The sequence below is a fragment of the Streptomyces atratus genome (assembly GCF_040655115.1).
Lineage (GTDB): Bacteria > Actinomycetota > Actinomycetes > Streptomycetales > Streptomycetaceae > Streptomyces > Streptomyces atratus_D.
The window spans coordinates 1-13,518 of record NZ_JBFAJH010000006.1; the positions used below are offsets into that span (position 1 = coordinate 1).

Consider the following 13,518-nt stretch of genomic DNA (forward strand, 5'->3'; position numbering starts at 1 on the left):
CTGGTCATCTGGACCCTCTGGTTCAGCGGCATGGTGTAGTCGAAGCTGTGATCGGCCGCGCCGTACCGGGTGAAGCCGACCTTGCCCCCCCGCCCGGAAGGGTTCCGGGCGGGGGCGCCGCTGGTGAGGCTGGTTACAACCGTGGTGCTCAGAGGCCGAGCTCGACCTCGAACTCGCCGGCCTCCAGGATCGCCTTGACCGCGGTCAGGTAACGGGCGGCGTCCGCGCCGTCCACCAGACGGTGGTCGTAGGAAAGCGAGAGGTACGTCATGTCGCGGACACCGATGACGGTGCCCTCGGCGGTCTCGATGACCGCCGGACGCTTGACGGTGGCACCGATGCCCAGGATGGCGGCCTGGTTCGGGGGCACGATCACGGTGTCGAACAGCGCACCGCGCGAGCCGGTGTTGCTGATGGTGAAGGTGGCACCGGACATGTCGTCCGGGGTCAGGCCGCCGCCGCGGGCCTTGCCGGCCAGCTCGGCGGTCTTCTTCGAGATACCGGCGATGTTCAGGTCGCCCGCACCCTTGATGACCGGCGTCATCAGACCCTTCTCGGCGTCCACGGCGATGCCGATGTTCTCCGAGTCGAAGTACGTGATGGTGCCCTCGTCCTCGTTGATCCGGGCGTTGATGACCGGGTGGGCCTTCAGCGCCTGGGCCGCCGCCTTCACGAAGAACGGCATCGGGGACAGCTTGACGCCCTCGCGGGCGGCAAAGGCGGCCTTCGCCTGGTTGCGCAGCTTCATCAGCTTCGTGATGTCGACCTCGACGACCGAGGTCAGCTGGGCCTGCGAGTGCAGCGCCTTCATCATGTTGTCGCCGATGACCTTGCGCATGCGGGTCATCTTGACCGTCTGACCGCGCAGCGGGGACGCCTCCAGCTTCGGCGCCTTCGCGGCTGCCGGGGCGGCCGCGACGGGGGCCGGAGCGGCAGCGGCGGCCCTGGCGGCCTCCGCGGCGGCGACGACGTCCTGCTTACGGATACGGCCACCGACGCCGGTGCCCTTGACCGCACCGAGGTCGACACCGCTCTCGGCGGCGAGCTTGCGGACCAGCGGCGTGACGTACGCACCCTCGTCGGCGGGGGCCGCGGCCGGAGCCACCGGGGTGACCGGAGCCGGAGCGGCGACCGGAGCCGGAGCGGCCACGGGCGCCGGGGCGGCGGGCGCCACCGGGGCCGGAGCGGCCACCGGGGCCGGGGCCGGGGTGACCGGAGCCGGAGCGGCCGCGGGGGCCGGAGCGGCCGGAGCCGGGGCAGCCGCCGGGGCGGCACCCGCGGCACCGATGACGGCGAGCTTCGCGCCGACCTCGGCGGTCTCGTCCTCGGCGACCACGATCTCCAGCAGCACACCGGAAACCGGGGCGGGGATCTCGGTGTCGACCTTGTCCGTGGAAACCTCGAGCAGCGGCTCGTCCTCCGTGACCTCCTCGCCGACCTCCTTCAGCCAGCGGGTGACCGTGCCCTCGGTGACGCTCTCGCCGAGCGCCGGGAGGGTGACGTCCGTACCGGCGGCGCCACCGGCCGGGGCAGCAGCCGGAGCCGCGGCCACGGGGGCCGGGGCGGCGGGGGCTTCTGCGACCGGCGCCGGAGCGGCAACCGGAGCGGCAACCGGAGCGGCCGCGGGCTCGGCGGCCGGAGCCGCGGCCGGGACGGCTGCACCTGTGCCGTCGTCGATGACGGCCAGCTCGGCGCCGACCTCGACGGTCTCGTCCTCGGCGACCTTGATGGATGCGAGGATGCCGGCGGCGGGCGCCGGGATCTCGGTGTCGACCTTGTCGGTCGAGACCTCGAGCAGCGGCTCGTCGGCCTCGACGCGCTCGCCCTCGGCCTTCAGCCAGCGGGTGACAGTGCCCTCGGTGACGCTCTCGCCGAGCGCCGGAAGGGTTACGGAAACCGACATGGTTTCAGTTGCTCCTTACGAAAGTGCGGAAGTAGGTCGGTCGTCGCGCCCGGGACCGGATCAGTCGTGGGAATGGAGGGGCTTGCCGGCCAGGGCCAGGTGGGCCTCGCCGAGCGCTTCGCTCTGCGTCGGGTGGGCGTGGATGAGCTGCGCGACCTCGGCCGGCAGCGCCTCCCAGTTGTAGATCAGCTGGGCTTCGCCGACCTGCTCGCCCATACGGTCACCGACCATGTGGACGCCGACCACGGCACCGTCCTTGACCTGGACGAGCTTGATCTCGCCCGCAGTCTTGAGGATCTTGCTCTTACCGTTGCCCGCAAGGTTGTACTTCAGAGCGACGACCTTGTCCGCGCCGTAGAGCTCCTTGGCCTTGGCCTCGGTGATGCCCACGGAAGCGACCTCGGGGTGGCAGTACGTCACCCGGGGGACACCGTCGTAGTCGATCGGGACGGTCTTCAGACCGGCCAGCCGCTCCGCCACGAGGATGCCCTCGGCGAAGCCGACGTGCGCGAGCTGCAGCGTCGGGGCCAGGTCGCCCACGGCCGAGATGGTCGGAACGTTGGTCTGCATGTACTCGTCGACGAGGACGTAGCCGCGGTCCATCGCGACGCCGGCCTCCTCGTAACCCAGACCCCGCGAGACCGGGCCGCGGCCGATCGCGACCAGCAGCACCTCCGCCTCGAACGTCTTGCCGTCGGCGAGGGTCACGCGGACACCGTCCTGCGTGTACTCGGCGCTCTGGAAGAACGTACCGAGGTTGAACTTGATGCCGCGCTTGCGGAAAGCGCGCTCAAGGAGCTTCGAGCTGTTCTCGTCCTCGACCGGAACCAGGTGCTTCAGGCCCTCGATGATCGTGACGTCGGTGCCGAAGGACGTCCACGCCGAGGCGAACTCGACGCCGATGACGCCGCCGCCCAGGACGATCGCGGACTTCGGGACGCGGTCCAGCTTCAGCGCGTGGTCCGAGGAGATGATCCGGTTGCCGTCGATCTCCAGGCCCGGCAGCGACTTCGGCACGGAGCCGGTCGCCAGGAGCACGTGGCGGCCCTGGATGCGCTGGCCGTTCACATCCACCGAGGTGGGGGAGGAGAGCCGTCCCTCACCCTCGATGTAGTGCACCTTGCGGGAAGCGACGAGACCCTGCAGACCCTTGTACAGGCCGGAGATCACGTCGTCCTTGTACTTGTGGACGGCCTCGATGTCGATGCCCTCGAAGGTGGCCTTGACGCCGAACTGGCCGGCCTCGCGTGCCTGGTCGGCGATCTCGCCGGCGTGCAGCAGCGCCTTCGTGGGGATGCAGCCGTTGTGCAGGCAGGTGCCGCCGACCTTGCCCTTCTCGACCAGAGCGACGTCCAGGCCCAGCTGCGCTCCGCGCAGGGCCGCGGCGTAACCGCCGCTACCACCGCCGAGGATCACTAGGTCGAAAACGGTGCTGGCGTCGTTCGCCACGTCACGTCCTCCATGCATGTGCGCCGTACGCCGGGCCCCGTCGCTGGGGGATGACCGGCCGGTCGGCTGGTGTTCGGCCGCTTTTGTTATTCGGCCCTGTGGTGGGGGCCCTGTCCTGCCGAGAACCCATCTTCGCACTTGTCGACGGTGGGCGGGACGCGGGGCCCGGCTCCGGGACGGATGATCATCCGTTCCGGATGGTTACTGCTGCGTAGATATTGGCAGGAGCGGCGCGAAGGGCCGCGATGGAAGGGTGGTGGTGGGAGACGGGGAGTGCGGATTTCGTTGAGAGCGAAACCTGCGCGCATCGTGCAGTGATGCCGACGAGTGAACACGTACGGCCCCGGACATATGCCCGGGGCCGTACGCGCGGAGCATCCTCAGCCGAGGTCCCCGGCAGCGGTGCGCTCCGCCAGCTTCACCAGCGTGCGGACCGCGGAACCGGTGCCGCCCTTCGGCGTGTAGCCGTACGGCGCGCCCTCATGGAAGGCCGGACCCGCGATGTCCAGGTGCGCCCAGGCGATGCCCTCGCCCACGAACTCCTGCAGGAACAGACCGGCCACCAGGCCGCCGCCCATCCGCTCACCCATGTTGGCGATGTCGGCGGTCGGGGAGTCCATGCCCTTGCGCAGGTCGGCGGGGAGCGGCATCGGCCAGGAGGCCTCGCCGACCTCCTCGGCGATCTCGTGGATGGACGTACGGAAGGCGTCGTCGTTCGCCATGATGCCGAAGGTGCGGTGGCCCAGCGCCAGGACCATCGCGCCGGTCAGGGTCGCCACGTCGACGATCGCGTCCGGGTTCTCCTCGGAGGCGCGGGTCAGCGCGTCGGCGAGGACGAGCCGGCCCTCGGCGTCCGTGTTCAGCACCTCGACGGTCTTGCCGCTGTACATGCGCAGCACGTCACCCGGGCGGGTGGCGGTGCCGGACGGCATGTTCTCGGCGAGCGCCAGCCAGCCGGTGACGTTGACCTGGAGGCCGAGACGGGCGGCCGCGACGACGGCCGCGAACACGGCGGCGGCGCCGCTCATGTCGCACTTCATCGTCTCGTTGTGACCGGCCGGCTTCAGCGAGATGCCGCCCGAGTCGTAGGTGATGCCCTTGCCGACCAGGGCCAGGGTCTTCTCCGCCTTCGGGTGCGTGTAGGCGAGCTTCACCAGGCGGGGGCCGTGGGCCGAGCCCTGGCCGACGCCCAGCAGGCCACCGAAGCCGCCCTTGACGAGCGCCTTCTCGTCGAGGACCTGAACCTTGATGCCGTGCTCCTTGCCGGCCGCCGTGGCCACGGCGGCGAAGGACTCGGGGTACAGGTCGTTCGGCGGGGTGTTGATCAGGTCGCGGGCGCGGTTGATCTCCTCGACGACCGCGGTGGCACGGTCTGCGGCCGCCTTGAACGCCTTGTCGCGCGGCTTGGTGCCGAGCAGGGCGACCTCGGCGAGCGGCAGCTTGGCGCCGTTGCCGTTCTTCTTGTCCTTCGGCGCGAGCTTGTTCTCGCCGCCCTGGTACGCGGTGAACGCGTACGCGCCGAGCAGTGCGCCCTCGGCGACGGCCTCGGCGTCCTCGACGGACGTGACCGGCAGCGCGAAGCCGGCCTTCTTCGAACCGGTCAGCGCACGCGCGGCGCAACCGGCGGCCCGGCGCAGTGCCTCGCCGTCGAACGCCGCGTCCTTCTCCGGGACCGGACCGAGCCCGACCACGATGACGACCGGGACCTTGAGGCCGTCCGGCGCGGGGAGCTTGGTCACTTCGCCCTCGGCACCGGAGGCGCCCAGGGTCTCCAGGACGGTGGCGAGCTTTCCGTCGAAAGCCTTGTCCACGGCCTCCGCGCCCGGTGCGACGACCGGGCCCTTGGCCCCCTTGGCGACGCCGACGACGAGTGCGTCGGCGCGCAGCGTCGCCGCACCGGCAGTGCTGAGAGTGAGAGCAGTCACGGTGGTGAAATCTCGCTTCCGTTGAGTTCGTTGTCGGTCGAGGGGTGGGCCGACCGTGCCCGGCGCATCGTAGACGCCGCCGCAATGTGCCGGGAATGAGCCTACGCGCGCCTTTGCTGCGGGATCACGGCGGCGGGCCGTCTGCGGCCCGTCCCGGCGGTACGGCTCCGGCCCCGGCCGGTCCGGTCGGGGGGCGGCGGAGGCGGAACCGGCCCAGGAAGTAGGGTCGGTTGGAGGTGCCGGAGCGAGCGGGGGAAGGCCATGCGCGCCCAGCGGGCTGCACGCAGGACGAGACCGGAGCCGACGGCGCCGGTCGCCGTACCGATCCTGACGGCGCTGCTGGTCGGCTGCACCTCGGCACCCCAACCCGTCTCCGCGGGGCGCTGGTAGCCGAGGCCTGGCATCGACCGGCAGTGGCACGTACGACCTGGGCACCTGGCGCCGGAGCTGTCTGCCGGGCCCGTCCGCGGAGTGAGGCCGCAACGGAATCCGGGCCGCCCCGCACCCCTCCCGCCTACCCCAGGGCCAACGCCACCAGCACTCCCGTCGCCGCCGTCTCCGCGACCGCCCCGAAGACGTCCCCGGTCACGCCACCGAACCGCCGCACACAGTGCCGCAGCAGCGCCTGCGCGCCCATCAGCCCGGTCACTACGGCAAGGCCGTGGTGCAGCGCCCCGTACCCGCCGAACACCGCCCCCGCCCCCGAACCGGCGGCCACCACCGCGACCGTCACAGCCGCCGCCGCCCGCACCGGTACCGTCGCCGCCACCGCCGCCCCCAGCCCCTCCGGCCGGGCCGGAGGCACGCCCTGACGGGACGCCAGGGTGAGCGCGAGGCGGGCGGTGACCCCCGCGACGACCACCGCCACCGCGCCGTGCGCCCAGCCCTTCCCGTACAGCTCGTCGAGGACCGCGACCTGGGCCAGCAGGACGAACAGCAGGGTGATGACGCCGAACGGCCCAATGTCCGACTGCTTCATGATGCTCAACGCGTCCTGCGCGGGTCTGCCGCTGCCGAGCCCGTCCGCCGTGTCGGCGAGCCCGTCGAGATGCAGCCCCCGAGTGAGAACCGCGGGCACCGCGGCGGAGGCGACCGCCGCGAGCAGCGGCCCCGACCCGAGCAGCAGCAACAGTGCGCCGGGGACCGCCGCGAGCAGTCCCACCACGAGACCGGCGAGCGGGGCGCTCAGCATCCCGGCACGGGCGGCCCCGCGGTCCCAGCGGGTGACGCGGACGGGGAGCACGGTCAGGGTGCCGAAGGCGAAACGTATGCCGTGGCTGTTCAGGGAGGTCACGGCGCGCAGGCTAATCCCTCGACCGGACCGCTAGATTGGCCGAAACGCTGCAAAGCTCCGCAAAAGCGGATCAACGGGAGTGGTGGCATGGGTCACTGGTTCGAGCAGAACTTCGTCGAGCCGGGGAAGCTGCCCCTGCTTCTCGCCCTGGCCGCTTTTGTGCTGACCTTTGCCGTCACCCGTCTCATCACCCGGATGATCAGGGCCGGGAAGGGGCCGTTCCGCAACATCACGCCCGGCGGGGTGCACGTCCACCACGTGGTGCCCGGTGTGGCCCTGACGGTGATCGGCGGCTTCGGCGCGGTCTCCAGCGGACGGTACGGCGTCGCGGCGAGCGTCTGCGCGGTGATCTTCGGGATGGGCGCGGGGCTGGTGCTGGACGAGTTCGCCCTGATCCTCCATCTCGACGACGTGTACTGGTCCGAACAGGGCCGCCAGAGCGTCGAGGTCGTCGTGCTCACCGCGGCGCTCGTCCTGCTCCTCCTCGGCGGCTTCTCACCACTCGGGGTGAACGAACTGACCAGCGATCAGCAGCAGGGCCGGCTCGGCATCGTCCTGACCCTGCTGATCAACTTCTGTTTCGTCCTGATCGCCCTGTTCAAGGGCAAGGCGCGGATGGCGGTGATCGGCACCCTGGTACCGTTCGTCGCCTTGTTCGGGGCGATCCGGCTGGCCCGGCCGACGTCGATGTGGGCGAAGAGGTTCTACCGCAACCGGTACCGCGCCCGCTCCAGGGCGGTGCTGCGCGCGTACCACCACGACCGGCGCTGGGCGGGGCCGCGCCGCAGGTTTCAGGACCTCATCGGCGGAGCGCCGGACCGGGACCGGTTTCCCGCGCCCAAGTCCTGATCGCGGCGGACGGGCAGATGCCGACGCCGGTCGTGCCGGACGGTGAGGCCGCACAGGATCAGCACCGCGGCGATGGCCGCCAGGTGTTCCTTGCCCGCCAGGTTGTTCTTGAAGATCACTTCGATGACCATCACCGCGATCACCACCGCCCCGGTGTGCCACGCCCGGTAGGCGTGGCACAGATAGACCGCGAGCCCGACCACCGCCGCCGACGGTCCGGTGTCGACGACCTGCGCGTCGGATGCGGGCAGCCCGAACAGCCCGTCGGGGCCGACCGCGACGCCGGTCCGTGCGTACACTGTCCCGGCCAGCGTGGCGACGTAGGCGATGAGCAGCGTGCGCCGTCGTCCGAGACAGATCTCGGCGGTCCCGAACACCACGAGCACCTGCGCCAGCGCACCCCACACCGGTAGGTCGAGCGCGGGCACGAACAGCGACAGCGGGGTACGCAGCAGGGCGGCCCACAGCGTGTCCTCGGCCCGCACCGAGCCGAGGGCCTGTACCGGACCGAAGCCCCACGGCTGGTTCTGCACCGCCTGGAGCAGCGCCGTCAGGCCGACCGCGGCCAGCGTCATCGGGACCGCGCGCAGCCGGGAACGGGTGAGCCCCCCGTGTGCGGTCGACAACAGCGGCCCCCACTCGCGGCGGGCGACCGTGGGCAGCGCCGCCATCGGTCTCATCTACGGGTCCCCAGGTGCGAGCGGTGCAGCCACTTGGGCAGCCCGGGCGCCTCCAGGAACCCTTCGGCGCGGCCCGCGGCGACGCCGATGCGCAGCAGGTCGGAGCTCTTCTCGAACAGCATGAAACGCGGCTCCCAGATCGGCCGGTACTTGGCGTTGGCGCGGTAGAGCGACTCGATCTGCCACCAGCGCGAGAAGAAGCTGAGCAACGAACGCCACAGCCTCAGCACCGGTCCCGCGCCGAGCCGCGATCCCCTCTCGAAGACCGACCGGAACATCGCGAAGTTGAGCGAAACCTGCGTGATCCCGATCTCCTCGGCGCGCTGCAGGAGTTCGATGACCATGAACTCCATCAGACCGTTCTCGGCGTTCCGGTCACGGCGCATCAGGTCCAGCGAGAGACCGTTCGGGCCCCAGGGCACGAAGCTCAGTACGGCGCGCAATTCGCCGGGGCCGCCCGCTCCTTCGCCTTGCTCCTTCTCCGTCGACTCACGGCATTCGAGCATCACGCACTGTCCGTCCGCCGGATCGCCGAGCCGCCCCAGCGCCATCGAGAAGCCGCGCTCGGTCTCGCCGTCGCGCCAGTCGTCGGCGCGTCGCAGCAGTTCGGCCATCTCCTCGTCGGGGATGTCGCAGTGGCGCCGGATGGTCACCTCGTACCCGGCGCGCTTGATCCGGTTGTACGCCTGGCGGACGGTCCGCATCGCCCGCCCTTCCAGGGTGAACTCGGCGGTCTCCACGATCGCCTCGTCGCCGAGCTCCAGCGCGTCGAGCCCGTGCCGGGCGTAGACCGTGCCGCCCTCCTCGCTCACTCCCATCACCGCCGGGATCCAGCCGTGTTCGCGGGCCTCGGCCAGCCATGGTTCGATCGCGCCGGGCCAGGCCTCCGGGTCGCCGATCGGATCACCGGAGGCGAGCGAGACCCCGCCGACCACCCGGTAGGTGACGGCCGCCTTCCCGGTCGGCGACCAGATGACGCTCTTCTCCCGGCGCAGCGCGAAATATCCGAGCGAGTCGCGTTCGCCGTTCTTTTCGAGGAGGGCGCGGAGCCGGTCCTCGTCCTCCGGGGTGATCGGATCGACGGCCCGGCGCGAGCGGAACGCCGCGTAGACGACGGCGATCAGCAGCAGGGTGGAGAGGATGTTGATGACGACATTGACCCAGCCGGGCACGGTGATCCCGGGGAAGCGGGCTTCGTCGGTCGCGACCGAGACCAGCCGCAGCGCGCCGTAGCGCCAGCGGTCGAGGAAGGTCGACCGGTACTCGTCGTGCGCCGTGTTCGTGACGGTGACCAGCGAGGTGGCGATCAGCGAGGTGACCAGCAGCCCGCCGACGGCGACCACGGCCGCCAGCTTCGCGTTGGACCGGTCGCCCTTCGCGTAGAACTCCCGCCGGCCCAGGATCAGCGCCACGACGAACGCGGCGGTCAGCATCAGGGAGACCCAGTTCTGCGGATACTGCCGGATCTCGGGAAAGTTGATCACGAGGGCGAAGAGCAGCAGCAGGAGGCCGCTCAGCACCATGTTGACGATCCAGGCGGCGCGCTTGCGCCGTCGCATGGTGATCGCGAGGAAGAGGGCGACCACCCCGGAGGAGAAGCCCGCGGTGAGCAGATAGGGGGTGAAGTAGTTCTCGGTGTTGTGCCGACGCAGGTCCTGACCGAGCGTGACCCAGACGGCGCTCAGGAAATTGATGAACGACACGATGCGCAGATACCAGATGGTGAATGCCGCACTGCGCCGGGAGCGGACGGTGCTCCGCCGGGCGGCCTTACTGACCAATCGGACCTCTCCCATGAAAAGCGATCATATGCGGCATCGCGCTTCGTGAGGAGGCCTGCTGCGGCCGATGTCCGGTGGCCGCGGCCGCAGCGCAGCAGGGGCCGTCAGTCGTCGTCCGTGTCGGTCTTCGAGGCGTCGTCCTGGTCGGCCGGCGCCCGCTCGGGCAGCTCCGCCGCCAGCGCGGCCGCGGCCTGCACGAGTGGAAGCGCCAGCAGCGCCCCGCTCCCCTCGCCCACGATGACGCCGTGGTCCAGCAGCGGATTGAGCGCCATCCGGTCCAGTGCCTTCGTCTGTGCCGGCTCGCCGCTCACCTGTCCGGCCAGCCACCAGTCCGGCGCCCGGAAGGCGGCCCGCTGGGCGACCAGCGCACACGCCGACGAGACCACGCCGTCGAGGATCACCGGCAGCTTGCGCACCGCGCACTGCAGCAGGAACCCCGTCGTCGCCGCCAGGTCCGCGCCACCGACCGTGGCCAGCAGCTCCAGCTGGTCTCCGAGGACCGGCCGGGCCCGCCGCAGCGAGTCCCGGATCGCCGCGCACTTGCGCATCCACGCGAGATCGTCGATACCCGCACCACCGCGCCCGGTGACCACCGAGGCGTCCGTGCCGCACAGGGCCGCGATCAGGGTGGCCGCCGCCGTGGTGCCGCCGACGCTCAGATCGCCGAGCACCACCAGATCGGTGCCCGAGTCGGCCTCCTCGTCGGCGATCGCGATGCCCAGACGTACCGCCTGCTCGGCCTCCTCGGCCGTGAGCGCGTCCTCGATGTCGATCCGGCCGCTGCCGCGCCGCACCCGGTGACGTACGACCGACTCGGGCAGCAGGTCCGGCTCGCAGTCCAGGCCGGCGTCGATGATCCGTACCGGTACGGAGAACTGTCGGGCCAGCACGGCGAGCGGCGTCGCACCCTCCAGGGTGGCCCGGACCAGCTCGTGCGCGGTCCCGGCCGCACGGCCGGAGACGCCGAGCTCGGCCACCCCGTGGTCGCCGGCGAAGAGCACCACACGCGGCTGCACGATCGGCTTGACCGGCACGGCCTGCTGGGCGGCCGAGAGCCACTCGCCCAGCTCGTCGAGCCGGCCGAGGGCGCCCGGGGGCACGATCTGCCGCTCCCGGCGTTCCTCGGCGTCGCGCCGTACGCCGCCGTCGGGGCGTTCGATCAGGTCGGAGAAGTCGTCCAGATTCACGGGGGTCTGCCTCGCGGGTCGTTACGTGGTGTGGGCCGCTGAGAGCCTGTCGGGTGACCTCTGATCGGGCGGCCACGCCCTGGCACGCACGCTTCCGGCGTTGCCGAAATGCCCTGGTAGCTCCGCTACGAGGCCATCCCGGCGCCTTGGAATCGCACGCACCATGCCGCGTCCGCTCTCCGATCGAAGGTCACCCGACAGGCTCTGAGCCCGGCGGCGGGCTCAGAGCGGAACAGTACCTGCCACCATTCTGACGGCTCATCAGCACGGTGGCGTCCCTCAGGCCCCGAAGCGCAGCAGCGTCATCGCGGGGGTCAGCGTCCGCAGGCCCGGCGTCAGATGCTGGAGCCGGATCAGTTCTCCCATCGCGCCCCGCCCCCGCGGCAGCCCCAGCGCACGCACCTCGGTGATGTTCGGATGCGCACTGCGCAGCTTCTTCCGCTCGCCCGGGTTCATCGCCCAGTGCATGGGCGGGACGGTCATGGAGCCGGCCTTCGACGTCCCGGCCACCGTCCCCTTCGCCGGCCGGCGCGCCATCGAGTCCAGGACGAGCACCCCGCCCGGCAGCCGTTCGGCACAGGCCGCCAGGATCTTCCGTACCTCCCAGGGCTGCAGATACATCAGCAGCCCCTGCGTCGTGACGATCACGCCCTGCCCCGCAGGGTCCTCGATCTCGTCCAGCCAGGAGAGGTCGGTCGCCGACCGGGAGAGTGTCCGCAGCCGGTCCGAGGAGGGCAGCAGCGCGCGGCGCAGCGCTGCTACCTGGGGCAACTCCACGCTCAGCCAGGTGAGCCGTCCGTTGTCGACCCGCCAGAAGCCGGTCTCCAGACCGTCGCCGAGCGCGACGACGGTGGCCTCCGGATGCCCGCGCAGATAGCCCTGGACCGTCAGGTCGAAACAGCGTGAGCGCAGCGCCTGCGCCTGCGAGTGGAAGGCGTTCGGCCGCCCGAAGCGCTCCTCGAAGGGGTAGTCGAGGTCCGTCAAGAGCTGCAGCGCCATCGGATCGTCGATGACGGGATAGGGCTGCGCCGCCTCGTACGCCCGGTTGTAGAGCGTCCGGAGCAGAGTCTCCGGAACGCCTTCCAGCATCGGCCTCACACGCGCCATGTCCGCTCCCTTCCTGCTGCTGTTCCTGCTGCGATGCGGGTCAGCCGCGCAGCCTCAGCGCCTGACCGGCCACCACCAGCAGCACGTGCTCGCACTCGTCGGCGAACGCGGCGTTCAGCCGCCCCAGCTCGTCCCGGAACCGCCGACCGGCGGCTGTCGCGGGCACCACGCCCGAGCCGACCTCATTGGTCACGGCGACGACCGTACGCCGCGTTCCGCGCACCGCGCCGACCAGCTCGCCGATCCGCTTCCGCAGTGCGCTCTCGCCGCCGTTCGCCCACGCCGCGTCGTCCCAGGCGTTCACCCGGTCCATCGCGTCCGTCAGCCAGAGCGACAGGCAGTCGATCAGCAGCGGCGGACCGTCCGACTCCAGCAGTTCCACCAGCTCACAGGTCTCCTCGGTGCGCCAGGCGGCCGGTCTGCGCTCCCGGTGCAGCCCGACCCGGGCCTTCCACTCCGCGTCTCCCTCGCGGCCGCCGCCGGTCGCCACATACACCACTTCGGGGAAGGTCTCCAGCCGCCGCTCGGCTTCCACCGACTTCCCGGACCGCGCACCTCCCGTCACCAGCGTCCGCCGCGGCACATCCGGTACGGCGCGGTAGTCGCCGACCACCAGCGTCGTCCCGTCCGGCACGGTCCGGGCGCCGGCCGCCGTGAGCCGCCGGTCCAGCTCGGGGCCGGACGGCGCGTCGTGGTCCAGATGAACGGCGATGACCTCGGTGGCCGGCCCGATCGCTTCGACGGCCCGCAACCGGGCCACCGCGTCCGGACGCCCGGTCACATCACCGACCACCATGGCGTAGGGCTCGGCCACCCGGTCCGTGAGACCGGCGGGGGCCGCCCCCGGCGGCATGTACAGCAGCCGAACGCCCTCCGGGGACGTCACCTCGTATCCGGTCCCCGGCGCGTCCATCGGCACCGCCCGGATCCGGTGCCCGCTGATCAGCGTGAGCACCTGCCCGTCCGGTACCCGTCCGGCCGGAGGCAGACCGGCGGGCAGCTCCACGGCGGGCCCGTCGTGCGGATGGGTGAGCAGCACCTGCCGTACGCCGGTCAGCGAATGACCCGCACGTGCTGCGGCGAACACGGCCCCCGGGGTGAGATCGAGCAGCAGCGCGCCGTCGACCAGCAGTGCGGTCGCGGCGCGCGCCCCCACCCCGCGAGCGGTGGCGCAGGCGGCGCACGGACATTCGGGGCGCGGCAGCCCGTCGGGGGCTCCGGTGCCGAGCAGTGTCAGTTCCACGCTCCGATCCTCCCGCGTCACCGCACCGACTGCGCGACCAACCCCGTGGATCTCGGTCCGAAAAGGCCCAGGCACTAGGCTGCGGGCAGCAATGCGACCC

The 13,518-nt window shown here is 71.4% G+C and carries 10 protein-coding genes; 1 reads left to right on the forward strand and 9 read right to left on the reverse strand.

What is annotated here, in order from left to right:
* Positions 1-148: 148 nt before the first annotated feature.
* The 4 genes from sucB to AB0I23_RS09590 form a co-directional block, all read right to left on the reverse strand.
* A complete protein-coding gene (gene sucB / locus AB0I23_RS09575; RefSeq protein ID WP_359108457.1) occupies positions 149-1,903 on the reverse strand; it encodes a 2-oxoglutarate dehydrogenase, E2 component, dihydrolipoamide succinyltransferase in 1,755 nt (584 codons plus the stop codon).
* Positions 1,904-1,963: 60 nt separating this feature from the next.
* Positions 1,964-3,352, reverse strand: a complete 1,389-nt coding sequence (gene lpdA, locus AB0I23_RS09580; RefSeq protein ID WP_359108459.1) for a dihydrolipoyl dehydrogenase — start codon at positions 3,350-3,352, stop codon at positions 1,964-1,966.
* A gap of 380 nt (positions 3,353-3,732) precedes the next feature.
* A complete protein-coding gene (locus AB0I23_RS09585; RefSeq protein ID WP_359108461.1) occupies positions 3,733-5,277 on the reverse strand; it encodes a leucyl aminopeptidase in 1,545 nt (514 codons plus the stop codon).
* A gap of 514 nt (positions 5,278-5,791) precedes the next feature.
* The gene (locus AB0I23_RS09590; RefSeq protein ID WP_359108462.1) at positions 5,792-6,571 is read right to left on the reverse strand and encodes an adenosylcobinamide-GDP ribazoletransferase; all 780 of its coding nucleotides are present in this window, start codon (positions 6,569-6,571) and stop codon (positions 5,792-5,794) included.
* A gap of 87 nt (positions 6,572-6,658) precedes the next feature.
* Here AB0I23_RS09590 and AB0I23_RS09595 point away from each other — a divergent pair, with 87 nt between their 5' ends.
* Entirely contained in the window at positions 6,659-7,420 is a 762-nt protein-coding gene (locus AB0I23_RS09595; RefSeq protein WP_359108464.1) for a hypothetical protein, read from the forward strand.
* Here AB0I23_RS09595 and AB0I23_RS09600 read toward each other — a convergent pair.
* The 5 genes from AB0I23_RS09600 to AB0I23_RS09620 all read right to left on the reverse strand — a co-directional run bounded on the left by AB0I23_RS09600 (position 7,363) and on the right by AB0I23_RS09620 (position 13,418).
* Positions 7,363-8,100: a hypothetical protein gene (locus AB0I23_RS09600; protein WP_359108466.1), complete on the reverse strand. Its 738-nt coding sequence runs from the start codon at positions 8,098-8,100 to the stop codon at positions 7,363-7,365. The genes AB0I23_RS09595 and AB0I23_RS09600 overlap by 58 nt on opposite strands.
* Entirely contained in the window at positions 8,097-9,896 is a 1,800-nt protein-coding gene (locus tag AB0I23_RS09605) for a phosphatidylglycerol lysyltransferase domain-containing protein (RefSeq protein ID WP_359108468.1), read from the reverse strand. Before AB0I23_RS09605 ends, AB0I23_RS09600 begins: the two co-directional genes overlap by 4 nt.
* Positions 9,897-9,985: 89 nt before the next feature.
* Complete coding sequence (gene cobT / locus AB0I23_RS09610) at positions 9,986-11,068, reverse strand: nicotinate-nucleotide--dimethylbenzimidazole phosphoribosyltransferase (protein ID WP_359108470.1); 1,083 nt, start codon at positions 11,066-11,068, stop codon at positions 9,986-9,988.
* A 279-nt stretch (positions 11,069-11,347) separates the two neighbouring features.
* Complete coding sequence (locus AB0I23_RS09615; protein WP_359108472.1) at positions 11,348-12,175, reverse strand: class I SAM-dependent methyltransferase; 828 nt, start codon at positions 12,173-12,175, stop codon at positions 11,348-11,350.
* Positions 12,176-12,215: 40 nt separating this feature from the next.
* Complete coding sequence (locus AB0I23_RS09620) at positions 12,216-13,418, reverse strand: bifunctional adenosylcobinamide kinase/adenosylcobinamide-phosphate guanylyltransferase (protein WP_359108474.1); 1,203 nt, start codon at positions 13,416-13,418, stop codon at positions 12,216-12,218.
* Between the last annotated feature and the right edge of the window lie 100 nt (positions 13,419-13,518).

Excerpts from the sequence above, each read along its gene's own strand:
- AB0I23_RS09600 (WP_359108466.1), bottom strand. The coding sequence starts at position 8,100 with ATGAGACCGATGGCGGCGCTGCCCACGGTCGCCCGCCGCGAGTGGGGG.
- AB0I23_RS09595 (WP_359108464.1), top strand. The coding sequence starts at position 6,659 with ATGGGTCACTGGTTCGAGCAGAACTTCGTCGAGCCGGGGAAGCTGCCC.
- sucB (WP_359108457.1), bottom strand. The coding sequence starts at position 1,903 with ATGTCGGTTTCCGTAACCCTTCCGGCGCTCGGCGAGAGCGTCACCGAG.
- AB0I23_RS09615 (WP_359108472.1), bottom strand. The coding sequence starts at position 12,175 with ATGGCGCGTGTGAGGCCGATGCTGGAAGGCGTTCCGGAGACTCTGCTC.
- AB0I23_RS09605 (WP_359108468.1), bottom strand. The coding sequence starts at position 9,896 with ATGGGAGAGGTCCGATTGGTCAGTAAGGCCGCCCGGCGGAGCACCGTC.